12 protein-coding genes are annotated in these 26,804 nt (G+C 67.4%); 3 read left to right on the plus strand and 9 right to left on the minus strand.

The features are described from left to right. Nucleotides 1–63 precede the first annotated feature (63 nt). The 4 genes from IEV99_RS03745 to IEV99_RS03760 are packed head-to-tail and all read right to left on the minus strand — an operon-like array spanning nt 64 to nt 3,948. Nucleotides 64–1,134, minus strand: coding sequence for an ABC transporter ATP-binding protein (locus IEV99_RS03745; RefSeq protein ID WP_188516364.1), 1,071 nt, complete (start codon nt 1,132–1,134; stop codon nt 64–66). Then, on the minus strand, nt 1,131–2,102 hold the full coding sequence (locus IEV99_RS03750; protein ID WP_188516365.1) for an ABC transporter ATP-binding protein: 972 nt from the start codon (nt 2,100–2,102) through the stop codon (nt 1,131–1,133). Before IEV99_RS03750 ends, IEV99_RS03745 begins: the two co-directional genes overlap by 4 nt. After that, complete coding sequence (locus IEV99_RS03755) at nt 2,099–2,980, minus strand: ABC transporter permease (protein WP_188516366.1); 882 nt, start codon at nt 2,978–2,980, stop codon at nt 2,099–2,101. Before IEV99_RS03755 ends, IEV99_RS03750 begins: the two co-directional genes overlap by 4 nt. Next, nucleotides 2,977–3,948 (minus strand): ABC transporter permease, encoded by a 972-nt coding sequence (locus tag IEV99_RS03760; protein ID WP_188516367.1) that lies wholly within the window; start codon nt 3,946–3,948, stop codon nt 2,977–2,979. The genes IEV99_RS03755 and IEV99_RS03760 overlap by 4 nt, the downstream gene beginning before the upstream one ends. Before the next feature lie 234 nt (nt 3,949–4,182). On the opposite strand from IEV99_RS03760, the gene IEV99_RS03765 reads away from it, so the two are divergent. Together IEV99_RS03765 and IEV99_RS03770 are read left to right on the plus strand one after the other, a co-directional pair. Further along, nucleotides 4,183–4,728, plus strand: coding sequence for a MarR family winged helix-turn-helix transcriptional regulator (locus tag IEV99_RS03765; RefSeq protein WP_188516368.1), 546 nt, complete (start codon nt 4,183–4,185; stop codon nt 4,726–4,728). Further along, entirely contained in the window at nt 4,725–6,323 is a 1,599-nt protein-coding gene (locus IEV99_RS03770) for an ABC transporter substrate-binding protein (protein ID WP_188516369.1), read from the plus strand. Before IEV99_RS03765 ends, IEV99_RS03770 begins: the two co-directional genes overlap by 4 nt. A gap of 62 nt (nt 6,324–6,385) precedes the next feature. On the opposite strand, the gene IEV99_RS03775 is transcribed toward IEV99_RS03770, so the two are convergent. Beyond that, nucleotides 6,386–8,512 carry an ATP-binding cassette domain-containing protein gene (locus IEV99_RS03775; RefSeq protein WP_194483062.1) on the minus strand — a complete coding sequence of 709 codons (2,127 nt, stop codon included), beginning with the start codon at nt 8,510–8,512 and terminating at the stop codon, nt 6,386–6,388. A gap of 132 nt (nt 8,513–8,644) precedes the next feature. Here IEV99_RS03775 and IEV99_RS03780 point away from each other — a divergent pair, with 132 nt between their 5' ends. Next, on the plus strand, nt 8,645–10,045 hold the full coding sequence (locus IEV99_RS03780; protein ID WP_194483063.1) for an HlyD family type I secretion periplasmic adaptor subunit: 1,401 nt from the start codon (nt 8,645–8,647) through the stop codon (nt 10,043–10,045). Nucleotides 10,046–10,072: 27 nt separating this feature from the next. Here the strand turns inward: IEV99_RS03780 and IEV99_RS03785 are convergent, their stop codons facing one another. From IEV99_RS03785 to IEV99_RS03800, 4 genes are all read right to left on the minus strand, one after another. Beyond that, complete coding sequence (locus tag IEV99_RS03785) at nt 10,073–10,432, minus strand: PilZ domain-containing protein (protein WP_188516372.1); 360 nt, start codon at nt 10,430–10,432, stop codon at nt 10,073–10,075. Nucleotides 10,433–10,444: 12 nt separating this feature from the next. Further along, on the minus strand, nt 10,445–12,016 hold the full coding sequence (locus tag IEV99_RS03790; RefSeq protein WP_188516373.1) for a hypothetical protein: 1,572 nt from the start codon (nt 12,014–12,016) through the stop codon (nt 10,445–10,447). 40 nt (nt 12,017–12,056) lie between these two features. Beyond that, nucleotides 12,057–12,941, minus strand: coding sequence for a hypothetical protein (locus tag IEV99_RS03795; protein WP_188516374.1), 885 nt, complete (start codon nt 12,939–12,941; stop codon nt 12,057–12,059). Between the two features lie 93 nt (nt 12,942–13,034). Next, nucleotides 13,035–26,642: a DUF642 domain-containing protein gene (locus IEV99_RS03800; protein WP_188516375.1), complete on the minus strand. Its 13,608-nt coding sequence runs from the start codon at nt 26,640–26,642 to the stop codon at nt 13,035–13,037. Nucleotides 26,643–26,804 lie beyond the last annotated feature (162 nt).

Below are 26,804 nucleotides of genomic sequence, written 5' to 3' on the forward strand. Positions count from 1 at the left end.
TCTCTCATCCCCAGCCCTCATTGCGAGCCGAAGGCGAAGCAATCCAGCCTCAAGGCCCGGCCGTTAGCTGGATTGCTTCGCTCCGCTCGCAATGACGGCAGGGGATGACGAACTTCCCGTAATGATGTTCAAGTCAGTCTTCGCGAAGTGGCACGCCGCACGTCGTCCGGTGGCGACGGGGCGCAACGTCGGGCGCTCCACGGCGCACCGCTCGGCCGCAAAAGGGCAGCGCAGGTGGAAGTGGCAGCCGGGCGGCGGCGCCAGGGGGGAGGGGAGTTCGCCCTGGATGGGTTTGAAGCGCACTTCCGCGCCCTCCTCCAGCACCAGCTTCGGCACGCTGTCGAGCAGCGCCTGCGTGTAGGGGTGGCGCGGATCGGCGTAGACCTCGTGGGTCGGCCCCTCCTCGACGATGCGGCCAAGATACATGATCGCAACCCGGTCGCAGAGGTGCCGCACGACCCCAAGGTCATGCGAGATGAACAGCAGTGTGAGATCGAGCTCGCGCCGCAGCTTCAGGAACAGGTTGATGATCTGCGCCTGGATGGACACGTCGAGCGACGCCACCGGCTCGTCGCACACGAGCACGTCCGGCCGCATCGCGAGCGCCCGCGCGATGGCGACGCGCTGGCGCTGGCCACCCGAGAACTGGTGCGGATAGCGGCTGACGTAGTCCGGCTCCAAGCCGACCTGCCCGAGCCAATCGCGCACATACGCCACCGCGCCCGCCTTGCTGACGAGGCCATGGTGAATCGGCCCTTCCGCCAGCGCGTCGCCGATGCGCATGCGTGGGTCGAGCGACGCGAACGGGTCCTGGAACACCATCTGCACGCGCGTGGTGGTCTTGCGCGGGCTGGCGCCGCACGTCATCACGGGCTCGCCCGCGATCGCAAGCGCACCGTCGCTGGGCGGCAGGATGCCGGCGATCATGCGTCCGAGCGTGGTCTTGCCGCAGCCGGACTCGCCCACGAGCCCGAGCGCCTCGCCCTTGCGTAGCGACAGATCGACCTGGTCGACCGCCCGAACCGAGCGTCGCTCCACCGCGCCGCCGAAGGCCGCCACGATGCGCTCGCCGAGCGGCAGACTGGGGGTAAAATGCCGGCTCACGCCCGACGCCGTAACAAATCCGTCGGTCATGCGCGCACCCCGAGCGGAAAATGGCACAGGAAGGTGCGGTCGCCCTCCACCGCGAGAGGCGGCTCGTTCGCGCAGACCGGCTGCGCCCGGGGGCAGCGGGGCGCAAACGGGCAGCCGGGCGGCAGCTTCAGCAGCGAGGGCGTCGTGCCGGGGATGGATGCGAGGTCCTCGCCGGCCTGCGCGATGGCCGGCAGAGAGTCCAGCAGGCCGCGCGTGTAGGGATGGCGCGGGTCGCGCAGCACCGTGGCGGTGGGTCCGCTCTCGACGATGCGCCCCGCATACATCACCGCGATGCGGTCGGCCATGGACGACACGGTCGCGAGATCGTGGCTGATCCAGATCATCGCCGTGCCGGTGTCGCGCGCCAGCGCCTTCATCTCGGTGAGGATCTGCGCCTGGATGGACACGTCCAGCGCCGTGGTGGGCTCGTCCGCGATCACGAGGTCGGGCTTGTGCAACAGAGCGATCGCGATGGCGACGCGCTGGCGCATGCCGCCCGAGAACTGGTGCGGGTAGCTGTCCAGCCGGCGGCCCGGGTCCGGGATGCCGACCTGCTCCAGCGCCGCCACGCAGCGCCGCCGGCCGTCGCCGGCCGAGATGCGCTCGTGCGCCCGCAAGGCCAGCAGCATCTGGTCGCCAACGGTGAGCACCGGGTTCAGCGTCATGCTGGGGTCCTGGAACACCATCGAGATGCGCTTGCCCCGGATGGCGCGCAACTCGTCATTGGGCAGGCCGACGATGTCGCGCCCATCGAGCTTCACCGAGCCGGCCGCGATGCGCCCCGGCGCGTCCACAAGGCCGATCAGCGAAAACCCGGTCACGCTCTTGCCGGACCCGGACTCGCCCACGAGCCCCAGGATCTCGCCGCGATTCACCGTGAACGACACGCCGTTCACCGCCCGGACGACGCCGTCGCGCGTCGGGAACTGCGTTTCCAGCCCGGAGACGTCCAGCAAGGGCGCGCTCATCGCCGCAGCCTCGGATTGAGCTGGTCGCGGATCTGGTCGCCGACGAGATTGACCGCGAAGATCAGGATGATCAGCGCCACGCCCGGATAGATCGAGATCCAGTAGCGGCCGGATAGCATGTACGGGAATCCGTTGGCGATCAGCATGCCGAGCGACGGCTCCGTCGGCGGCAGGCCGACGCCGAGGAATGACAGCGTCGCCTCCAGCGAGATTGCGCTGGCGATCTGCACGGTCGCGACCACGATCAGGGGCGGCAGCGCGTTCGGCAGAATGTGGCGGAACACCACCCGCCGCGCCGGCAGGGGCGTCGAGAGCGCCGCCTCGACATAGTCCTTGTGCCGCTCTGCCGCTGCCGCGCCGTGCGCCGTGCGGGCGAAGTAGGCGTACTGGGCCGCAACCAGTGCGGCGACCAGCTGCCACTTGCCCTGGCCCAGCAGCGCCGCGATCACGAAGGCGAGCAGGATGGCTGGAAACGAGAGCTGCAGGTCGATGAGGCGCATCACGAACGCCTCGACCCTGCCGCCCAGATAGGCCGCCGTGGTGCCGACGCTGGCTCCGAGCACGAGGCCGATCGCGCCCGCCACCAGCCCCATCTGGATGGAGATGCGTAGGCCATACAGGATGGCCGAAAGGAGATCGCGGCCCTGCGCGTCCGTGCCCAGCCAGTGCGTGAAGCCGGCCGTGCCCACGTAGCCGGGCGGGCGGCGCGCGTCGCGCAGCGTCAGGCTGGCGAGGTCATAAGGGTCCTGCGGGGTGATCAGCGGCGCCAGGAGCGCGAGGCCAATCATCAGGCCGACCACGACAAGGCCGAACACGGCGGCGCGGCTTTCGCGGAATTCGCCGAAGAAGCGGGCGAGCGGGGAGGCGCGGTCGATCATGCGCGGCCCTTCCGCATCCGCGGGTCGAGCGCCGCGTAGGAGAGATCCACCGCCAGGTTAATGACGATGAAGAACAGAGCGACCAGCATCAGGTAGGCCACCATCACGGGCCGGTCCAAGGACGTGATGCTGTCGATGATGAGCTTGCCGAGGCCGGGCCAGGAAAAGATGGTCTCGGTCACCACCGCGAAGGCGAGAGTCGAGCCGAATTCGAGGCCGAACACCGTGACGAGCGGAATTGCTATCAGCCGCAGGACATGGCGCAGCAGCACGGTGCGCTCGGAAAGACCCGCCGCGCGGGCGAACTTTACCGTGTCGGTGAGCATCGCCTCGCGAGTGCCGGCCCGGGCGAGGCGGATCATCAAGGCGAATTTGAACAGCGCCAGGTTGATCGCCGGGAGGATCATGTGCTGGAGGCCGTCGGCGGTGAGAAAGCTCCATTCCACGCCGAACAGCGGCGCGGTCGCGCCCCGCCCGCCGGCCGGCAGCCAGCCGAGGTTCACCGCGAACGCGAAGATGAGCACCAGCCCGACCCAGAAGGTGGGCACCGAGAAGCCCAGGATGGAGAGCGCCATCACGGCCTTGGAGAAGCGGCTCTGCGGCCGGTAGCCGGCATACATACCCAGCGGCACGCCGAGCAGGGTCGCGCCCAGCACTGCCGCCAGCGTCAATTCCAGCGTGGCGGGCAGGCGCGACAGGATGAGCCGGCCCACCGGCATGTTGTACACGAAGGACTGCCCGAAATCGCCGTGCAGCGCCCGGCCCAGGAAGGTGAAGTATTGCTCCCAAAGCGGCCGGTCGAAGCCGTACTTGGCGATCGTGGCGGCGCGGATGTCCTGCGTGGCGTCTGGCGAGATCAGCACATCGATCGGGTTGCCGATCGCGAACACGCCGGCGAACACCAACGCGGACATCGCCAGCACCACAAGGGCCGCTTGCAAAATTCGCTGGATCAGAAAACCGAGCATGCCGAGCGATCGCCCTCGCGGACGCGCGCCTCCCTGCTGATCGGCTTCCGGTCGACGACGTGCATCACCCCTCCGCGAACGCGCGACCGCCGCCCGCAGGAGAGACCTGAAGGTCGGCAAAATGGTTCCGTTTGGAACTTGTTCTTCAGAATTGACGAGGCCCCGTCCTGCTGTCAAGTTTCAGTGTGAACCAGTTGGGCGGACGCAACGTCGCCCCGGGACGCCGCGAGACGCATGCCGGAACCGCATCTCCACGCGCTGTCGAACGATCCGCTCGGGACCCCGTCGGGGCTCGACCCGTTGATCGCGCAGAAGCTATGGCGCAACCCGTGCTGGTTCTCCTTCCGCATCAACTACGTGGCCCTGCATTTCAATATCCCGGTCTATGGCTGGATCGAGAAGACCTTTGATCTCACCCGGCCCGAATTCGTGGTGCTGTACTCGCTCGGGCTGCAGGGCGGCGTCGCGGCGCGCGACATTTGCGCGTCCAGCGGCTTTCCGAAGCCCACGATCAGCCGCGCCATCCAGCAACTCCTGAAACGCAAGCTCATCAGCCGTGACGCCGACCCGCGCGATCACCGCAGCTATGTGTTGAACATCGCGGCGGCCGGCCGGAGCATCTTTGACGCAACCATGCCCGTGATGGTGGAGCGTGAGCGCACCATGCTGTCGCGGCTGACGCCGGGCGAGCGCTCCATGCTGTCCGAGCTGCTCGCCAAAGTCGTATTCGACACGCCGAACTGGCCAACCACGATCCAAGAAGGGGACAAGCCGACATGACGACTTCATTTGGACGGACCTTGCGTACGCTGTCGCTCGCGGCGCTGCTCGCCTCCACGGCCTCCGGCGCCGTGCTGGCCCAGACGCTCACCATCGGCGTGCGCGCCGGCCCCGCCTCCATGGACCCGCACTTCACCGCCACGGGCGTCCAGGCCGAGGCCGTGAAGCACGTGTTCGACACGCTGGTGAAGTCCGGCGACGACCTGTCGCTGGAGCCTGGCCTCGCCGAGAGCTGGAAGGCCGTCGACAACACGACCTGGGAGTTCAAGCTCCGCAAGGGCGTGAAGTTTCACGACGGCTCGGACTTCACCGCCGAGGACGTGAAGTTCTCGATCGAGCGCATTCCCAATGTCACGGGCCCGAACCCCACCACCGTGTATGTGCGCCGCGTGAAGGAGATCCAGATCCCGGGTCCGCTGACGCTGGTGATCAAGACGGACGGCCCGGCCCCGACCCTGCCGAACGACTTCATCCGACTGTTCGTGGTGTCGCACACGGCCGCCAAGGACTTCTCGACCAAGGACACGGCCGGCGAGGGCTTCAATTCCGGCAAGGCGACGGTCGGCACCGGCCCCTACAAGTTCGTGTCCTGGACGCCGAAGGAGGAGATGGTTCTCGCCCGCTTCGACGGTTACTGGGGCGGCAAGGAGCCGTGGGAGAAGGTAATCCGGAAGGAGATCCCCAACGACGCCGGCCGCGTCGCGCAGCTCAAGGCCGGACAGCTCGACCTCATCGCGCGCGTGCCCGCCGCCGACGTGCCGACCCTCGAGAAGGACAGCAAGCTCAAGGTCGTCAAGGCTGACAGCGTCTACCTGTTCAACGTCGAGTTCGACTTCCGCGAGAAGCCCGCCATGGTCTCCGCCAAGGACGGCTCGCCGCTGCCCAAGAACCCCTTCCTCGACCCGAAGGTGCGCGAAGCCTTCGATCTCGCGATTGACCGCGAGACGCTGGCCGAGATCGCCATGGAGGGGATGGGCAAGCCCGCCTCGCAGCTCGTCACCGAAACCATCTTCGGCTTCAACAAGAGCCTGAAGGTGACGAAGTCCGATCCCAAGAAGGCCAAAGCTCTGCTGGCTGAGGCCGGCTACCCGAACGGTTTCAAGGTCACGTTCAGCTACACCAACGACCGTCTGGCCGGCGACGGCGCGGTGGGCGCCACCATCGCGCAGATGCTGGCCTCCATCGGCATCGACGCGCAGGCCAATGGCGCCCCGGGCGCGGTGTTCTTCCCGGCCAAGCAGCGCGGCGACTACGGCCTCGCGATGTCAGGCTGGGGCACGCTGACGGGCGAGGCCAACTACACGCTGGCCGGCCTGATGCACACCAACACGCCGGCCACCAAGATGGGCGGGTTCAACGTGCGCGGCTGGAGCAACCCGGCGCTCGACAAGCTGATCGACGACGCCGCCGTCGAGATGGACGTCGCCAAGCGCAAGGCGCTGCTGGAAGAAGCCAACGCCATCGTCGCCAAGGAGCGCCCGAGCCTCCCGATCGCCTCGCTGGTGACCGCCTGGGCCATGCAGAAAAGCAAGGTCACCATCGTGCCCCGCGCCGACGAGGACACGCTGGCGATGAACGTCAAGCCCGCCAAGTAAGCCGAGATTTCGCTGCAACACAAAGCCCGCGGTTCGCGCCGCGGGCTTTTTCATTCGAGTGTTTATGCGGCGCTCGCGCCCGCGATGGCCTTGAGCACTTCGTCTTTAGGGCCGTCCGCGACGATGCGGCCACCGTCCATCCAGACCAGGCGGTCCACCAGTTGCAGCATGGGCGCACGGTGGGTGGACAGGATCAGCGTGCGGTCGCCGATGGCGGCGCGCAGGTCGCGCACGATGCGCACCTCCATGGTGTTGTCCATGGCGGCGGTGGGTTCGTCCAGCACCAGCGCCCTTGGCGCGCCGAGCAGCGTGCGGGCCAGCATCACGGATTGCCGCTCTCCGCCCGAGAGCCGCTCGCCGCGCGGGCCAATGCGCATGCCGTAGCCGGCGGGATGGCGTGCCGCGAACTCGGCCACGCCCGATAGCGCCACGGCCTTTTCGAACGCCTCCGGATCCACGTCGTCCAGCCCGAAGCATACGGCGTTGCGCAGCATGTCGTCGAAGAGAGCTGAATCCTGGCGCATAAAGCCGAAATGGCGCCGGAGGGCGCCCGGCGACGCCTGCCTGATGTCGTGGCCGTCCAGCAGCACCGCGCCTTCCGTCGCGTCGTGGAGGCGCAGCATCAGCTTCAGCAGCGTGCTCTTTCCGCTTCCGGCCCGGCCGACGAAGCCGACCTTTTCGCCTGGCGCAATGGAGAGCGACACCCCTTTCAGCGCCGCGACCTGCTCGCCCGGATAGGTGAAATGGACGTCCTTGAACGCAAGTGCGCCCAGGATCGGGCGGGCCCCGGCCGTAGGGTCGCCGGCGCTTTCCTGAGTAGCCTTGAGGGCTTCCTCCACGGTTTTGGTGGACCGAAGGATCTGCATGAGCCGGTGTACGGTCGACCCGATTGCGCTGACGGGCGAGATCATGCGGCCGATCAGCATGGTGGAGGCCGTGAGCGCGCCCATCGTCATGGCGCTCTCGCCGATCTGGTAGACGCCCACCACCAGCCCCACCACGACTGCGGCCTGCGATACCGTCATGGCGACGATGCCGGACGCGGCCCCATGCAGACGATTGAGGTGGCCCACATAGGCGGCCGCGTCCACGAGCCGCTCCCAGCGCCGCGTCAGCGGCCCGGCCGCGTCCGTGATCTTCACGGTTTCGAGCCCGGCCACGCTCTCCAGCAGGAGATTGGCCTGCGTGGCCATCAGGCGTGCGGCCTCGAGGGCGCGTTGCCCGCGCGCATCGCCCATGAGCTGCATGGCGTAGATCGGGAGGAGCGCCACGAGGGGAATCCAGGCGACCGGCCCCGCGATCGCGGCGAGCAGCGCCATCGCGAGCGCAAAGAACGGCACGTCGACCAGCACCGAAACCAGCAGCGCGGGCAGGAGTTGCGACAGCGCCTCGATCTCCCGCAGGCCGGTCTGCACGCCGCCCGCCATGCGGGGCGCCTCATCGAGCTTCGCCCGGAGAATGCGGGCGTAAAGCCTCGCCTGAACGGCTGCCGAAACGCTGAGCCCGACCGCGTCGCTGAGCTTCAAACGGACAATCCGCAGCGCAAGGTCGAAGCCGAGCGCGATGCACACTCCAATCGCCAGCGCCCACAGCGTCTCCCAGGCGAGATGAGGGATCACCCGGTCATACACAGCCTGGGAAAACACCGGCACGGCAAGGAGCAGCAGGTTGCTGACTAGGGCGGCGACGCAGACCTGCAACAGCCGTCCCATGTGGCGCTGGCGCATTTCATCGACGACCATGCGCAGCAGGCTCACGTGGCGTTCTGTCGATTGCATCTCGGCCGGGGCCGCGGGGTCCGTGACCGAAGGGTCGCGCTGCGGCGAAACGAAGAAGACGACGCCGCTGTGCTGCGCATTGAGCTCCGCAAGGCTCGCTTGCCGGTCCACGCCTGCGGTTCTGCAGGTAAAAACGTCCTTCAGCGGCCGGCCGGTGAGAATCGTGCTCGCCCCATCCTTGTCCATGATCACGCAGGGAAAGTCGCCCTCGATCAGGCTGGCCAGCCTGCGCTGCGCGAAGGACACCTCGATGCCACGTTCCCCCGCGGCCGCGACGAGTTCTTCCGGGGTCGCTCCCGCGCTCGGCTTGCGTCCATCGAACCAGCGCTGCCCGAACCACGAGTCGGCCACCGCATTCAGGTCGCCCAGCAGCGTTCCTCGCGCAGGCTCGCCCGCGCCGGGCGCCCCCATAGGCGCTACAGCGTCTTCGGCCGTCGCGGCAGGGGTCTTCGCGCGCCTGCCGGCTCGGCTTTTCCGTCCTGTCCAAAAGGGCATCGTCGTCCCGTCCGGCGCGGCCCGCTCCATCATGGGCATCCGCCTTCTTTGGATTTGATTTTTTTATGCTTAACAATCCGTAAAGACGAGGCCGGTACCGTGGCGTTTCCGTTAAGCCGTGGATCGCCGATGGCCCTTACAGACTCGAAACAAAAGACGCCGGCCGCTGCGCCGCTGCCGTTTCCACGCCAGACCGACCGAATCGCCAAGGGCTCCCAGACCATTTTCGTTGGCGCCAGCGCGGTTGGCCTCGCATCCTTTATCGCCTGGGCGAGCCTGACCTCGCTTGAAAAAGTCACGCGAGGGTCCGGGCGCGTGATCCCCCAGCTCCAGAACCAGACCGTGCAGCACTTCGAGGGCGGCATCCTCACCGAGATCCTGGTGCGGGAAGGCGAGACCGTCGAGAAGGGTGCGCCGCTGTTGCGCATCGAGAACAGCTTCTCGCGGGCCGAGCTGCAGCAAGCCAAGCTCGAGATCATGGCGCGCGAGGTCAAGCTGGCCCGCCTTGCCGCGGAGGCCAATGGCCAGCCGTTCACGCCGCCGACCGGCCTGGATGGGCCAGCGCGCACCTTCGCGGAACGCGAGCAGACGGTTTATGACAGCCGCCGCCTAACGCTCAACGAACAGATGGCGATTGTCGACGAGCAAAGCCGCCAGAAGCAGCTCGAGCTTTCCGAATTACGGTCACGCTGGACCAATACGGTGCGCGAACGCGATCTCGTCAACCAGCGCGTCAAAAGCCTGAGGCGGCTCACCGAACTTGGGGCGGTGTCGTCCAACGACCTGCTCGAGGGCGAACGCGCCCTGCAGCAGATCGAAAGCCGCATGTCGGATCTCAGTCACGAGATCCCTCGGACCGAATCCGCTCTGGTGGAGCTGACGCGGCGTCGGAGCGAAACGGCGCTGCGCTTCGCGTCGGACGCTGAGAAAGAGCGCTCCGAGGTGGCCTTGCAGCAGGCAAAATTGCAGGAAAGCGCGCTCGCCTTGCAGGATCGGAGCCAGCGCTCGGACGTGATCTCACCCATGAGCGGGGTGGTCAACAAGCTGTACGTCTCGACGGTGGGCGGCGTGGTCAAATCCGGCGAGCCGCTCGCCGTGCTGGTGCCGGTCGACTCCGCCATCGCGGTCGAGGCGCGGCTTTCCCCGTCCGACCGAGCCGAGGTTTGGCCCGGGCTGCCCGCCATCGTCAAGATCAGCGCCTACGACTACTCGGTGTACGGCGGCCTAAAGGGGCGCATTACCGAAGTCTCGCCGGATGCGCTGCAGGACGAGCGCGGGCAATCCTATTTCCGGGTTCGCCTGGAAGCCGAGAGCGGCGGCTTTGGTCCCGATCGGCCCGTGGTGCCCGGGATGACGGCGGATGTCGACATCCTTTCGGGCAAACGCACCATCCTGTCGACGCTGCTGCGGCCGGTGCGAAATCTGCGCGACAACGCCTTGCGCCAGTGAAGGGGCCGGGCTGCGTCCCGCCCCGCCCTAGGCGGCCGCCCTGCGTGCCAGGAGCTCGCCCAAGGCTTCCTCGCTGATAAGGTGGGACAGGCGCACGCCGTAGCCCAGCGGCGAGACGTTGACGATGTCGCCTTTGATCTCCAGGCCGGGAAGGTGCACCACCACAGGGGCGCCGCGCCGGTCGAGAATGTAGCGCGAGGACTCGCGAAACAGGATCCCGCCACGGGACGCTTCGATGATCATGCCATCGATCGAGAATGCCTTTTCGGGCAATTCGAGCCGGGCCGCGATGCGGCAAGCGCTTCGCGGGTAGGCCCGCTTCACGGCGCTCTGGCCGTCGAAGAGCCGGGTGATGGCGGAGAGAATGGACGTGTTGCGGGCGTGCATGGTTGGCTTCCCTCAGGCCGAGCGTTCAGCCGGAGGCGCGAAGCGCTCCCGGGGTTCGTTGGCGTGCTGTCGGGCGATCAGCACAAAGGACGCAAAGGCATGCTCCATGGCCCGCGATACTTCGGTGAGGCCGTCCGTCAGGCCGTCCTGAAGCGATTGGCCGAGCACGCGCAGTTCGGAGGTGATCTCAGGCGAGGCGCTACGCGACATCGCGATCGTGGTGGCGCGCTGCTCTTCGGACAATCGCGCCAGCTCGCGTCCAATCTCTCTGACGACGCCGTCCAGCGCGCTCGCGAGGTCGCCGACGCCGGCCGCCACCGAGCCGGCGATCTGGTCCGCCATCATGGGCTCTAGAGCCCGGGCCGAGGCGTCGGCCTGGACTTGACGTAGAATCGCGGCGCCATGCTCCTGCAAGCTCGCCATCGTCGCGAAGGCGTCCTGGTTTTCCAGCCGCTGCTCCTGCGCCATTCGGGCGATCTGCTCGAAGCCGTTGTTGACTGCGATGCGCAGCCCGGCTGTATGCCGAGAAACGTCCTCGCGCAGGGCCGCCACGTCCTGGCTCATCGCCTCGGTCCGTTGCAGGGCCTGCAGCGACGCACGGTCGTTCTCGGCAGCCTGGGTCAGCAGGCGGCACGTCCGCTCCAGCAGGTCCGCCTGGAAATCTTGGCGTTCGGAAACGCGGCGCAACGTCGTCGAGACCTGCGAAATCGCGTCGCCGGCTTGCGCGATGGCGACCGCGAGATCGCCCGACATGGCGGCCACATGCGGCAGCGCGGAGGCGTCGGAGCCGCCTGCGCCTTCGCTCTGGCGCGTCTCGATCTGCGCGATGCCGGCCAGCCAGCTCTCGAACTCCTCTTTCACGCCGTGAGCGGCCGTGCTCACGAACCGGCCGAACAGGCCCAGCATCAGCGATCCGAACAAGCCGAACAGCGAGCACGAGAAGCCGGTGGCCATGCCCACGAGCGGCGCCTCGAGATCGTGGATCAGCCGCTTGATCGAGTCCGCCGATGCGGAGTCGCCGTTGGCAAGCCCGCCGATGATGCCGCCGACCGAGCCGACCATTTCCATCAATCCGATGAAGGTGCCGATGAGGCCGAGAAACACGCTCAGGCCGGTCAGGTAGCCCATCAGCGAACGCTGGTGGGCCATGCGGGTGTCGATGGCGTTCAGCAGGTGCTGCATCGTCGCGATGGAGATGCGCATGTGCCGGGTGCGCAGCAACTCGTCCAGCGTCAGATCGAACACGTGGCCCAGGAGATCGGGCGAACGGTAGACGACTCCCGGCGTCAGGCAGAGGCTGAGCCGACGCTGGCGCTGGTCGACATGCGGATCATGCCGCTCGCGTTGGATTTCGTCGTAGATGTCTTTGAGCGCCGCGAAGGCTTTCACGTCGTTGCGCAGCCCAAACAGGCTAATGATAGCCAGAATGGCGCCGAAGCCGAACACCCCGATGATCACCGTGTTGAGGTACGGGTTCGAGTTGATGCCGCTCATAATGAAGTGGTTTTGCCACAGCACCAATCCGACAAGGGCCGCGAAAACCAGCGCGATGCGAAGGAATTGGACGAGGATGATTCTTTTCATGAAGTAGTCCGCCTATGCGGCTGAGGGGCGGGAACGGGCGTCATTTCACGCTCCCGTTGCGGCCTATGACGAGAACGAGATCCTGGGCGTCCGAGGTGGCGTCATCGCGGACCTCTACGACGATCCGGTTGGCGGGCAGGCCGATCTGGATGATGCGCTCGCGCACCAACATCGCCCGGTAATAGGCGCGGCGCCTTGCGTCGGTGGCGCCGGTGTTGGCCACGAACGCCGACGCCCGCACCACGAAGGAGCCCGCCTCAAAAAGCCGCGCGTAATTCTGGAGCGCGTTGGAGCCTATCTGGTCGAGCTGGACCGCGCCATTTTTGAAGACGATCTTCAGGCCATCGCCAGCCTCGGTGAGGCTTGCGGGCTTTTCCCGCGGCGCTTCGGTTGGGAGAGCTTCATTCTGGATGACTTTGTCGCGGCCGGCGCCCTGCAATGCGGCCTCATCCCGAAGCGGCAAGCTGGCGATTTGGGGACCTCCCGGCGTGACGGCGTCGGCCGGCGTCGGTCCCGGCGCGGGACTTGAAGGAAGCGTCGGCGCCCCCGAAGCGAAGGTCGGCAGGGCTGGCGCGATGGGCGTGCGAGCAGGCTCCGGCACGGGAGCCGGTTGCTCGGCTGCTCGGGCGAGGGCTGTCGCGCCCGGAGTTGGCGGCGGCTGTGTCGGGTGCGCCAGCTTCTCCTTCAAGGCCTCGATCACGGCTTGCCGAAGCGCCTCGGGCGTTCTCGCGTCAAGGGCCGATGTATCGATGTTCATAGCTTGGGCGACGCCGGCGACGACGTTCTTGGAGACATTCTGTGAGAGCGTGAACACCACGATGCCGAGCACCATCATCACGAAGGTGAGCACCATCAGCATGGTGGTCAGCGCATCGACGTAGCCCGGCCAGTAGTTTTCCTCTTCGCCGCTCGCTGCTCCCGCCATACTCGAACCGCCACCGTCCTAAACCAGTAGGGTTATTTGAATTGATAATGGTTAAGACGCCGTGAGCGCGGCCGTTGGCCGGTCGCGCCTGGCTTATGCCGCGATGACGTGCAGCTTGGCGATCAGCGTCGTGTGGGCGTCGTCCGTGTAGAAATCGTAGTTCGTCGTGTTGCCCGAGACCGAGCTGACATAGCGGCTGGCCGAGTCCGCGATCGCGATCACATCGCCGCCCGAAAGGTTGACGTTGATCGTCAGGTCCTTGCCGGCGTCCGTCATGGCGGAGATCTGTGCGCCGCTCAGCGTCAGATTGGCGTTGATGTCGGTCTGCCGAAAATCGAGCGTTTCGACATTGGTTAGCGCCGCCGCGAGGTCAGCGCCCGTGAAGGACGAGCCCGAACCGGCCGCGATCGTGACCGTGTCCGAGCCGACGCCTCCATCGATGCGCGCCCCGATCGCCAGGAAACTGCCGTCGATCGTGAACGCGTCAGTTCCGGCGCCGCCGCTGAGCGTGTCCGCTCCGCCGCCGCCGATCAGCGTGTCGGCAAAAGAGCCGCCGGTGAGCACGTTGGCGGCGCTCGTGCCGGTGAGCACGTTTGAGGCGCTCGCCGCGCCGATGATGTTCTCGACACCCGACAGAATGTCGCCCGCTGCATCGCCGCCGGATTGGGAGGTGGAGAGGTTGAGGTTGACGGTGACGCCCGCGCTCGAGGCGGAGTAGTCGACCGTGTCGACATTGGCGCCCCCGACGAGGCTGTCCGCGCCGCCGCCGCCGACCAGCGTGTCGTTGCCCGCGCCGCCGATCAGCGTGTCGACTTGCGCGCCGCCCGTGAGAACGTTGTTCGCGCCGTCGCCGGTGAGCATGTTTGAGGCGTTGGCCGCGCCGAGGACGTTCTCGACGCCGCTGATCATGTCGCCCGCCGCATCGCCGCCGCTCTGGCTGGTGGCGAGCGACAGGTCCACGGTGACGCCGCTCGTCGAGGCGGCGTAGCTGGCGAGATCGATGCCGCCGCCGCCGATCAGCAGGTCAGCGCTTGCGCCGCCGATGAGCGTGTCGGCCCCAGCGCCGCCGATGAGCGTGTCCAGTCCTGCGCCTCCGTCGAGCAGGTTGTTGGCCGTGTCTTCGATGACGCGGACATTGTCGATGTAAAGGTCGGTGATCGTCCCGGCGGCCGAGGTCTGGGCGAACAAGATGGTGGTCGTCGTGCCAGTGGCCGTAAACGTGATCACGTTGGTGGCGTAGCCTGAGGTCGGGGCGTTGATCGCAGTGGTCTGGCCCCCGACCGTCACGGTCCCGGCGTTTGTACCGGGGTCCATGGCGTCAAACACGAGCGTGTAGGTCTGGCCGATCACGGTCGTCAGGTTCTGCGCGACGCCGTTGCTCTGGTTGGGGGTGGGGCCGCCGATCGCGAGGGATTGGGAACCTTCGCTCGAGGAGCCCGCGACCTGGTTCGAGAATCCCCAGAGTGAGTACCATTGTCCGCCAAGCACGTTGGTGCCGCCGGTTCCGCCGGCCTCGAACCCGCCATTCGACACAATGTTGCGGCCAGCGTAGAGCGTGTCGTTGCCTCCCGCGCCGGACAGCGTGTCGGCGCCCGCGCCGCCGATCAGCGTGTTGGCGCTGCCGTCGCCCGTCAGCGCGTTAGCGCCGGTGGCCGAGCCCGTGACGTTGGTCATGCCGGCGACGACGTCGCCCTGTGCCTCGCCGCCGGCGTAGGACCCGGAGGTGAGGTTCACCGTCACCCCCGAGGCCGAGCGAGAATAGTCGATCGTGTCGACGCCGCCGCCGCCCGTGATGGTGTCGGCCGCGAGGCCGCCCGCGAAGACGTTGTTGGTCGCCGTGCCGGTGAGCACGTTGCCGCCGACCGCCGCGCCGAACACGCCCTCGATGTTGGCGAGGATATCGCCCTGGGCGTCGCCGCCCGATTGCGAGGTGGCGAGGCTGAGGTTCACCGTCACGGCGCTGGCCGAGGTGCGGTAGTCGGACACGTCGAGATCGGCGCCGCCGTCGAGGGTGTCCCCGCCGCCGGCTCCGATCAGCGTGTCGGCGCCAAACAGGCCAAGGAGCGAGTCATTGCCGGCCAAGCCCACGATCATGTTGTCGCTGGCGTTTCCGGTGCCGAAGAAACCTCCGATCCCGTTGTAGATCATGTTCTCGATGTTGGCGCCCAGCGTCCAGCCGGGTCCGCGTACTGTATAAAGAGTATCGATCCCTTCTCCCGCGTTCTCCGTCGTTCCCGTGCTGCCTGTCCCCGTCAGATAGGTGTCGTTGCCGGCGCCGCCCGTCATGAGACCGCCCGCGCCGCTCGGCCGCATGCTGGTGTCGAGCACGTCGTCGCCCGCGCCGCCGAAGAGGCTTTCGTTGGTGGCTCCCGTCGAGCCCAGGAGGGTGTCGTTGAAATCCGAGCCCACCACGGCGAGGATGCCCGAGAGGATGTCGCCCTGGGCGTCGCCGCCCGATTGCGCCGTCGACAGGCCGAGATTGATGCTGACGGCGGCCGACGAGCCGACATAGCTCGCCGTGTCGGAGCCGCCGCCGCCTGTGATCCGGTCCGCGCCCGCGCCGCCGATGATGACGTCGTTGCCGGAGCCACCGTCGATGGTGTCGGCGCCAGCGCCAGCGACGACAACATCGTTGCCGACGCCGCCGTTGATGGTGTCGTCGAAGCCTCCGCCCACGATGGTGTCGTTGCCACTATCGCCGTTGAGGACGTTGGCGGCCGTATCCTCCATTACCCGGACGGCGTCGATGGAGATGTCGCCGCCAACCGGCGCCGTGACCTGGGTGAAGGAGATCACCGTGGACGTACTGGAGGCCGTGAACGAGAAGGTGTTGAAACTCTGTGTCCCCATCGTCACCGAATAGGTGACGCCGGCGGCGTCGACGCGCAGCGTATCGGGGCCGTTCCCGTTCTGGACCGCATCGAAGGTGACGACGTATGTCTGGCCGACCGTGGTGGCCAGGGTCTGGGACACGACGCTGCCCGCTGCCGTTGTTCCGCCCCCCAGCAGCAGGCCGAGCGTACCTTCCGACGGCTTGGTCGTGTGCAGGATGGAGGCGCCCGCGTCTTGGCTCCACCCCGTCGGGAATGCGCCCTGCACGCCTGTTTCAAAACCGCCATTCACCACGAGGTTGCGACCGCCGAAAACGCGATCGTCGTTGCTGCCGCCCGAGATCGCATCCGCGCCGAGCCCACCCGTGAGAGTGTCGTTCGAACCACCGCCCGTGATCACGTTCGCGGCCGCCGTGCCGGTGATCAAGTTCGAGGCGTTGAGCGATCCCACCACGTTGGTAATGCCAGACAGGATGTCCCCGGCCGCATCGCCGCCCGACTGCGAGGTCGCCAGAGTGAGGTCCACGGTGACGCCGGCCGTGGAGGCGGAATAGTCGACCGTGTCGACGCCGCCATTGCCCACGATCGTATCGGCGCCCGCGCCGCCGAAAAAGGTGTCGTTGCCCGCGCCGCCCGTCATGGCGTTGGCGCCGGTCGTGCCGGTGAGCACGTTCGCGCCGGTGGCGGAACCGATCACGTTCTCGATGCCCGACAGGACGTCACCCGCCGCGTCGCCGCCGCTTTGGCTATTGGCGAGGCTGAGGTTGACCGTGACGCCCTGAACGGACGTGGTGTAGTCCACCGTGTCGGTTCCGGCTCCGCCCGCGAGCGTGTCGGCGCCTGCGCCGCCAATCAGCGTATCGTTGGCGACGCCGCCTGTAAGGACGTTGTCGCCCGTGTCCCCCTTCAGGATGTTCGACCCGTTCGTGGCGCCGATCACGTTCTCGATCGACGTCAGCCTGTCACCGTCGCTCGCGGTTCCGGCCGTGAGGTCGACGACGATCCCCGTCGCCGTATAGGCCGTGACATTGTCGATCGTGCCGTTGAAACGCGTCCCGGAGGCTTCGATGCTCAGGAAGGTATTCGTGGCCACGAACGTGCAGGTCAGGGTTCCTGAGCCGCTCAGCGTGCCGGAGACGTAGATGATGTTCGTCCCGTTTGTGCTGCCGTTCGTGACGCGCAGGAAACCCGTGTTTGCGCCGCTGTAGGCGTAGTCGAATGACACCGTATAGGTTTGCCCGACCACGAAGACGTTGCTTTGCTGAACCACCTGCGCGGCGTTCGAGGCAGTCAGGTTTCCGGCGACGGTGTCGATCGAAACGCCCGCGAATGTCGTCCAGTTCGTGGCCGCGTTGAACGACCCATTCTGGACCACGTTCGCGCTCAGCGCTCCCGTGGCGACCACCATGGCGCTGTAGTCCCCCGTGTCGGTTCCGCCGCCGCCGTTCAGCGTATCGGAGCCCGCGCCTCCTGACAGCGTGTCGTTGCCCGAGCCGCCGGTGAGCACGTTGGCGCCCGCGTCGCCGGTCAGGACGTTGGCCGCCGTGGCCGAACCGATGACGTTCTCCATGCCGCTCAGCACGTCGCCGGCCGCGTCGCCGCCCGCCTGCGCAAGCGCCGACGTAAGGTTGACCGTGACGCCCGCGGTGGAGAGCGCGTAGTCGACCGTGTCAGAGCCCGCGCCGCCGAACATCGTGTCGTTGCCGGCGCCGCCCACGAAGGTGTCGTTGCCTGTTTCGCCCCGTATCCAGTCGTTGCCGAGGCCGCCGTCGAGCACGTCGGCGCCGCCGCCGCCCATCACGCTGTCGTCGCCGCCGCCGCCGATCAGCGTGTCGCTCGCCGTCGTGCTGGCCGCCGTGACCTGGATGTTGCGAACGATATCGTCGACCGAGGCGATGCCGGACATCGTCAATGTCAGGACGGTCGCCGTGCCGGTCGCCGTGAACGTGTAGGTGTAGTTCGAAAAGGTTGCGAGCCCAAGCGACGGTGTGGTCTGGCTGAGCGCCACGCCGCCTGAGGTAACCGTAACGGCGATGGCCGAGGCGCCGGTGCCTCCCGCCGCGCGCGTAGCGTCGAAGCTGATCGTGTAGGTCTCGCCGATGACCGTCGTCAGCGTCTGCGTCGCAGTGCCCGTCACGGGGGCGCCCGGACCGAGGAGGAGTCCGCCCGCCGTGTCATAGGACGAATTGCTGAGCGTCCAGCCGGTGACGCCGCCGAGGCCGGCGCCGTTGCGCACGAGGTTTTCGCCGAACAGGATGTCGGTTCCGGCTCCGCCCGTGAGGACATTCGCGCCCGTCGTTCCGGTCAGGGCGTTGGCGACCGTGGAGGCGGGAAGCCCGGTATAGACCGTCCAGGCGCCCGCCGTCGCCGTCGCCGCGCCGGTGACGTTCTCGATCGTGATCAGCCGGTCGCCGGCGGCGTCGCCGCCCACCTGCGAGGTGGTGACATTAAGGTCCACATAGACGGCCGCCGCCGAAGTCGAGTAGTCGGCGAGGTCCGTGCCGCCGCCGCCGATCAGCACGTCCGCGGCGCCTCCGCCGATCAGCGTGTCATTGCCCGCTCCGCCCGCCATCGTGTCCGCGCCGGCGGTCGCCACGCCGGTAAGGTCGTCGCCGATCAGCAGCGTGTTCGCCGTCGAGTCGAGCACCCGGATAGCGTCGAGGGCGACATCGGAGGTGGGTGCTAAGTTCGTCAGGTGCGTGAAGGTCAGGGCCGTCGACGTGCTCGTGGCCGTGAAGGTGACCGAGTAGGTCGTCCATGTGGTCGTCTCATTGACGACGAGCGATTGGTTTCCCGCGTCCACCCGCACCGTGTCCACGCTGTTGGCCCACAATCTGGTGTCGAACACCAGCGTGTAGGTCTGCCCCGCCACCGTCGCGAGATTCTGCGACAGCACGTTGCCGAAACCTGGACCGCCGAAGCCGTCCATGGCGTAGCCCTGGGTGCCTTCCGAGGCGTAGTTGCTGCTCCACGCTCCGCCATAGATGTTGCCCGACATGGTCCAGCCGGCAGGCGCCCCCTGGATCATGGTGCTGCCCTGGAAGCCGCCGTTCACCACCAGGTCGCGCCCGGCGAACATCCGGTCCGCGCCGCCGCCGCCGATGAGCGTGTCGAGCCCTCCGCCGCCCATGATCGTGTCCACCCCGGCGCCGCCGGTGAGCACGTTGGCGTTGGCGTCGCCGGTGAGGGCGTTGGCCACGGTGGCCGAGCCCGTGACGTTCTCGATGCCGGTCAGCACGTCGCCCAGGGCGTCGCTGGCGCCGCCGACCTGCGCGGTCGCGAGCGTCAGGTCCACGGTGACGCCCGTGGTCGAGGCCGAATAGTCGGCGAGGTCCACGCCGCCGCCGCCGATCAGCACGTCCGCCCCCGCGCCGCCGATGAGCGTGTCGGCGCCGCCGCCCCCGACCAGGGTGTCGACGCCCACGCCGCCGTCGAGCAGGTTCCCTGCCGTGTCGTCGATGATGTGGACGTTGTCCAGGGCGATGTCGCCGGCGCCGCTCGTATGCGTGAAGGTGAGCGTCGAGGATGCGCCGGTCGCCGTGAACGTCACCGAATAGACGTTCCAGGCGTTGAACGCGGGAGCGAACGTGGCGAGTTGTCCGCCGGCGTTGACCAGCAGCAGGTCGTTCGACGCGGTCGCGTTCTCGCGCGCGTCGAACACGACGGTGTAGCTCTGGCCGGCGACGGTCGCCAACGTCTGCGCGATCGAGCTGCCGGCGGCGCTCGTACTGAAGTCGAGAAAAGCGCCTTGCGATCCTTCGGAAACGTAGGAACTGGTCAAGCTGACGCCGGAATTCGCCGTGTTACCGCTGATCGTCCAGCCCGAAGCCGCGGTAGCGCCGGCTACATTGCCCGGGTTCAGCTCGAATCCGCCGTTAACCACGATGTCGCGGCCCGCATAGACGCGGTCGTTGCCGGCGCCCGCCATGACAGTGTCGGCGCCGAGCCCACCCGTGATGGTGTCGTTGCCGCTGCCGCCCGTCAGCGCGTTGGCGCCGCTGTCGCCCGTCAGCGCGTTCGCGCCCGCCGAGGAGCCGATGACGGATTCGACCCCCACGATCGTGTCGCCCTGGGCGTCGCCGCCCGACTGCGCCGTAGTCGTCTTGGTCAGGTCGACGGTCACGCCCGCCGTCGAGGCGCTGTAGTCGACCGTGTCGAAGCCCGCGCCGCCGATGATGCTGTCGGCCCCCGCGCCGCTCTTCAGCAGGTCGTCGCCCGCGCCGCCGTCGATCGTGTCGCCCAACCCGGCGAACAGCCGCACATTGTCGATGAAGGGCGACGTGACGTTGCCGCTTTGGGCCAACGTGTCCTGGATGGTGAGGACGTCCGCGCCCCCCGTGCCGGTCACGTTGACCGAGAACGTCGTCCACGCCGTGCTGGTCGCGCTGTAGCTGCCCACCAGCACGCCGTTCCAGTACACGTCGGCGCCGCCATCGGTCTGACCGTTGCGACGGGCGAGGTCCAGCATCAAGGTGTAGACTTGGCCATTCGCCGTGCTGACGGTCTGCGAAAGGGCGTCCACGCCCGAGGTGTTGTCGAGGTCCAGGTAGCTGAATCCATCGGACGCCTGCTGACCCTGATAAGTGTTCAGCGTCTCGACCTTGCCCGCGCCGTTCCCGCCGGTCCAGCCGGTCATTGTGACGGAGCTGGCGAGGCCATATCCTGGGGCGCCCGTCTCGAAGCTGCCGTTGACCAGCAGGTTCGTCACCGAGACCGCCGTCAGGGTGTCGTTCTGGTCGCCGCCCGTGAGTGCGTTCGCGTTGACATCGCCCGTAATCACGTTCGCGGCGTTGAGCGAGCCAGTGACGTATTCCACTCCCGACAGCACGTCCCCCTGCGCGTCGCCGCCGCTCTGCGACGTGGCGAGCCGCAGATCGACCGTCACCCCCGCGACCGAATTCGTGTAGTCGGCAAGGTCCGCCGCTCCGGCTCCGCCAACAAGCGTGTCGGCGCCCGCGCCGCCCGCCAGCGTGTCGGCGGCCGATCCGCCCACCAGACTGTTGGCGCCGCCGTCGCCCGTGAGCCTGTTGGCTCCTGTGGCCGAGCCGACGACATACTCGACGCCCGACAGCACGTCGCCGGCCGCCAAGCCGCCGCTTTGCCCGGTCGTGGTGTTGTTGAGGTCAACGATGACGCCTGCGCCGGTTGAATAGTTGACGGTGTCGCCCGTCCCGGCTCCGCCAGCGAAGCTGTCCGCGCCCGCCGATCCCACCATGGTGTCGTTGAGCAGCCCGCCCGTGAAACTTTCGCCGGCGCCGCTGCCCTTGAAGCTGTTGGCGAAGCTCGAGGCGCCGATCACCACGTCGACGTTGCGCAGAACGTCGCCTTCCGCGTCGCCGCCCGTCTGGGAGGTCGCCACACTGAGGTCGATGGTGATTCCCGCGCCCGAAGCCGCATAGTTGACGAGGTCGAGGCCGCCCGAGCCGCCGTCCATCGTGTCGGCCCCGGCGCCGCCCATGAATGTGTCGGCGGCCGCGCCGCCAACCAGCGAGTTGCCCGCACCGTCGCCCGTGAAGCTGTTCGCCTGGGTGGCCGAGCCGATCACATACTCGATGCCCGAAAGCACGTCGCCGGCCGCCAGGCCGCCGGCCTGGCCGGTCGTGGAATTGCGCAGGTCGATCGACACGCCGCCGCCGGCCGAATAGTCAGCCACGTCGGCGAGGCCGCCGAGGCCCAGCAGCGTGTCCGCGCCGATGCCGCCCACGAAGGTGTCATTGCCGGCGCCGCCGGTCAGCGCATTAGCGTTGGCGTCGCCCGCAAGGCGGTTCGCGGCGGTGGCCGAGCCTGTGACGTTCTCGATGCCGGAGAGGATGTCTCCTGCGGCGTCCCCGCCCGCCTGGGCCGTCGCAAGCGATAGATCAACCGTGACGCCGTCCGCGGAAGCGGAGTAGTCGGCCTGATCCGTCCCAAGTCCGCCCACCAACGTGTCGGCCCCGTCGCCGCCGCTGAACGTGTCGTCGCCCGAGCCGCCCACAAGATTGTTCGCGGCGCTGTTGCCCGTGAGCCTGTTCGCGCCGGTGGCGGAGCCCGTCACGAACTCGATGCCCATAAGCTCGTCGCCCTGAGCGTCTCCGCCCGACTGGGCCGAGCTCAGCGTCAGGTTGACGGTGACGCCCGTCGCGGAGGCGGAGTAGTCCGCCTGGTCGGCGTCGCCGCCGCCGCCCACGAGCGTGTCGGCCCCAAGCCCGCCGGTGAGTGTGTCGTCGGCGGAGCCGCCCACGAGGCTGTTCGCCCCGTCGTCGCCCGTCAGCCGGTTGGACGCGGAGGCCGAGCCGATCACATCCTCAACCCCCGACAGCACGTCGCCAGCCGCCAAGCCGCCGAACTGCCCGCTTGCGGTGTTGCGGAGGTCAACCGTGACGCCCGCGCTCGCGGAGTAGTCCACGACGTCCGCTGTTCCGCCCAGGCCCAGCAGGGTGTCGGAGCCTACTCCACCGATAAACGTGTCGTCGCCCAGGCCGCCGGTCAGAATGTTGGCGGCATCATTGCCTGCGAGGCGGTTGGAGGCCGTTGCGGAGCCCGTCACGTTGGCGATCCCGACGAGGATGTCGCCCTGTGCGTCGCCGCCCGATTGCGACGTGGCCAGCGAGAGGTCCACCGAGACGCCGACCGTCGAGGCGGAATAGTCGGCAAGATCGATCCCACCTCCGCCCGTGAGTGTGTCCGCGCCGCCGGCGCCGATCAGGGTATCGTTGGCCGCTCCACCCGTCAGCGCGTTATCGAAACCGTCGCCGGTCAGTCGGTTTGAGGAGAATGCCGAGCCGGTGACATTCTCGATGCCGGAAAGGACGTCTCCGGCCGCGTAGCCGCCGGACTGTCCTGTCGCCACGCTGAGATCGACCGTGACTCCGGCGGCCCCGGCCGAATAGTCGACAAGGTCTGTGCCCGCGCCGCCAATCAGAGTGTCGGCGCCGATGCCGCCGATAAACGTGTCCGCGCCAGCGCCCCCGGCGAGCGCGTTGGCAAGCCCGTCGCCTTTCAGCCAGTTCGCCGCCGTGCTGGATCCCGTGACATTTTCGATGCCGGACAGGACGTCGCCGTCCGCATCGCCGCCCGCTTGGGCGGTGGCGAGCGTCAGGTCGACGCTGACGCCGGACGCGGACGATCCGTAGTCGGCCGTGTCCAGGCCGCCCCCACCCACGAGCGTATCCGCGCCGGCTCCACCCGACAGCGTGTCGCCGGCGTTGCCGCCCGCCAGCACGTTGGCATTCAAGTCGCCCGACAGGCGGTTCGCCGCGGACGCAGAACCAACGACATTTTCGATGCTGGACAGGATGTCGCCTGCCGCGTCCCCGCCGAATTGCGAAGTCGCCAGTTGCAGGTCCACGGTCACGCCTTCCGTGGACGACGCGTAGTCTGCCGTGTCATCTCCGAAGCCGCCGATCAGCGTGTCAGCCCCGGCCCCGCCGATCAGCGTGTCGTTTGCGTCGCCGCCCGTCAGCAGGTTGGCGCCGCCCTCGCCTTTGAGGCGGTTCGCCCCCAGGGCCGAGCCCGTGACGTTCTCGATTCCGGAAAGCACATCGCCCGCCGCGTCGCCGCCAGACTGCGCCGTCGCGAGCGTCAGGTCGGTAGTCACGCCGAGCGCCGAAGTCGAATAGTCTGCAAGGTCGACGCCGCCGCCGCCGGTAAGCGAATCCGCTCCCGCGCCGCCGATCAGGGTGTCGGCCGCCGCGCCGCCCATCAGTGCGTTCGCGCGCGTGTCGCCGATGAGCGTGTTCGAAGCTGTCGCCGAGCCGATGACGTTCTCGATCTCAGAAAGGAGGTCGCCTTCCGCGTCGCCGCCAGACTGCGCCGTCGCGAGCGTCAAGTCGACGGTTACGCCTCCGGCCGAACTCGCATAGGTGACGAGATCGACGCCGGCTCCGCCCGTCACCGTATCCGCGCCCGCACCAGCCACGATCGTGTCGTCGCCGCCCCGGCCGTCTATCAGGTTACCGTAGGAGTCGCCTGTTATCAGGTCGTTGAATTGTGAGCCGAATGCGCCCGAGAAGCCGTAGATGCTGTCCGTTCCGGTTCCGTTGTTGACGGTGGAGAGCCCTGCTCCAAGCGTAACCTGAACGCCGCCATTCAGGCCATTCGCCCCGACCGCAGAGGTGAGCCAGCCATAGTCGATGATGTCCTGCCAGCCATCAGTCGCCACCTCGTAGTCGCCGGATTCGGCTCCGCCTAGAATGCGATTTGAGCCTCCGCCCCCCGACAGCGTGTCCGAGCCGACCCCGCCGAGCAGCGTGTCGGATGCATCGCCGCTGCTGATTGAATCGTCGCCCCTGGATCCGTCGAGTCGGTAACTGGAGCTGGAATCGGCCACGATCGTGTCGTCGCCATAGCCGGCGATCAGGCTTTCGATGCTGATCAGGGTGTCCCTGGGGCCGGCGCCCCTGATCGTGCCTGTCTGTCCGAGTTCGAACAGGCGATCGACCCGCGCAAACCTGTAGTCCGCAAGGTCGAAACCGTCGCCGCCGTCCAGCGTGTCGCCCCCAGCGTAGCCAACCAACGTGTCGTCGCCAGCGCCCCCGACGATCAGGTTGGCTTCGTTTGTCCCGGTCAACAGGTCTCGATAAGCGGAGCCGATCACGCTCTCGATGTCGGTCAGAATGTCGCCGTCCGCATCGCCGCCAGACTGCGGCGCCGGCGAACCGAGATTGACCAACACGCCCTCGTTGGAGGCCGAATAGTCCACGAGGTCTTGGCCATCCCCGCCCGTGATCGTGTCGGCGCCTGCGCCGCCCACAAACGTGTCATTGCTGACGCCGCCGACCAGAAGGTTGTCCGACCCGTTGCCCGCGAGACGGTTGGCTCCCGTGAGCGAGCCAAGAGCCGCCTCGAACCCGGAAAGCAGGTCACCGGCGGCGTCGCCGCCACTTTGTGCAGCCGTCGAGGCCAGATCGACCGTCACGCCGGCGGACGAGGCCGTGTAGTCCAGGGTGTCATACCCGCCGCCGCCGATCAGCGTGTCCGCACCGGCTCCGCCCTCGATCGTATCGTCGGCCGATCCGCCGGTGAGCGCGTTCGCCCCGCTCGTGCCGGTGAGTCGGTTAGCGCTCGTCGCCGAGCCGATCACGCTTTCCATGCTGTCGAAGACGTCGCCTTGGGCGTCGCCGCCCAATTGCGTCACGTTCCGCAGATCGACGGTCACGCCCAGAATCGAATTGTGATAGTCGGCCGTGTCGTTGCCGCCGCCGCCCACCAGGGTGTCGGCCGAGACTCCGCCGTTCAGCGTGTCATTTGCGCCGCCGCCGGTGAGCAGGTTCGCACCGGCGTCCCCCGTCAGGCGATTGGCTCCGGAACTCGAACCCAAGATGACGCTGAACCCGGTGACAACGTCGCCTTCGGCGTCGCCGCCGTGCTGCGGACCGCTGGATGCGAGCGAAACCGTGACGCCAGCCGCCGAGGACCTGTAGTCGAGCGTGTCCAGCCCGCCGCCGCCCACCATCGTGTCGGCCGAGCCACCGCCCTCGATGACGTTGTCGCCGGCGTCACCGGTCAAGACGTCCGCCTTTGCAGAGCCGATCAGGTTTTCGAAGCCGTCGAAGTGGTCGCCACGCGCGAAGCCTCCGGACGCCGCACCAGTCGCGAGGTTCACCGACACGCCGCTGTTCGACTGCCTGTAGGACAAGGTGTCCACACCGGAGCCGCCGTGGATCGTGTCGGCGCCCGCGCCGGAGAAGACCAGGTCATTTCCAGCGCCGGCATCGGTCTCCGAGCCGGGCGGGTTTGACCAGAGCACGAGAACCTGTTCGCCCGTGACCGGGTCGGTGAAGTTCATGTCCGTCGCGTCATGCACTTCGCGTATGCCGATCAGCCGCGTTCCCGTGGCGTTTCGTGTCTGATTGTCCGAGTTGCGGAGCGTGAATTCGATGCTGATCTCGAAGATCGACAGAAATCCGTTTGCGTCCGGCGTGACCGTGTCATCAGGGATCTGATAGCTGAGAAGAAAACTGAGCTGGTTCGGCTTGGCGAGACCGTCGAGCAGCATCGTGAACGTGCCGTCGCCGCGGTCCAGCGCGTTGGTCACTGCAAAACCGGCCGGCAAGTTCTTGAACGTTGCCTGAGCGGCGACCCAGCCGGAACTCGGCACGGTCACGCTGCCGCGAAACTCGCGCGAGGACGAACCCACATGGGCGAGCTCCGGGCTATCGATGGCGATCTCGTCGGACAGGGACGAACCGGTGATTCTGCGCGTCTCGCTTTGCGCGACGTAGCCGGCTTCAGTGTTCGACGAGGGACCGCCAGTGCCGTTGTGGAGCTTGTAACCACCGGAGGGCAGCGTCGACATCGCGCTCGTCTCGGTGTTGAACAGGCTGAACGCCAGCTTGGCTCTCAGCACTCCGTCATTGCCCGGCTTTCCCACGGGCGCCTCGGGAGCGCCCTGTGATCCGCCTCCGGCCAATTGCTTGATCGACTGCTGCTCGTAAAGCGCTGTTTTGATGATCTGTTCCGGTGGTTTCGGCGCTGCACTCTCGTCGGGCGCGGCGAACCGAGCGATGCGCATCAGCGGCGCTGGTCCAACGTCCACGCCGGGACCTTCGCCCGAAAATCGGGCCTGAACATCCTCGGCTGCAGTCTGGGCGGCCGCCCCGGTCGCAGGCGCAATCAGGGACTGGATGGGCGCAAGATGCAGTTCGGAGATTGCTCCGATCAGAGCTTGTGGGTCGATTTCGCCGGCAAGAAAGGCGAGTTGGGGCGGCTTGGGCCCAACCGCCGTCATCCCGAGGTTCGGAAGGATGATCTTGGCCCCGTCCGGGAAGGTCAGGACGATATCGACGTCGAGGGCCAGCACCGTGCAGTCCGCGAGATCGAAGCCGAATCGCAGCTTGCCGCCCGTCGCGCCGTCCACCACCACGACCGAGCCGGGCGCAGGACGCGCCACTATGGACTCCGCAGGCGCGGCATTTGGGGGCGACCCAAGCGACGCAGCTATGATTGCATCATTGGCGTCGGCCGGAGCGGAAGAGGGCACGGGTTCACCTTTGGCGTCGAGCGATCCCCGACGGTAGCCGCCCAGAAATTAAAAAATGTTAAGCAAAAACTT

Origin of the sequence: Alsobacter metallidurans (genome assembly GCF_014636935.1) — a bacterium.
GTDB lineage: Bacteria > Pseudomonadota > Alphaproteobacteria > Rhizobiales > Beijerinckiaceae > Alsobacter > Alsobacter metallidurans.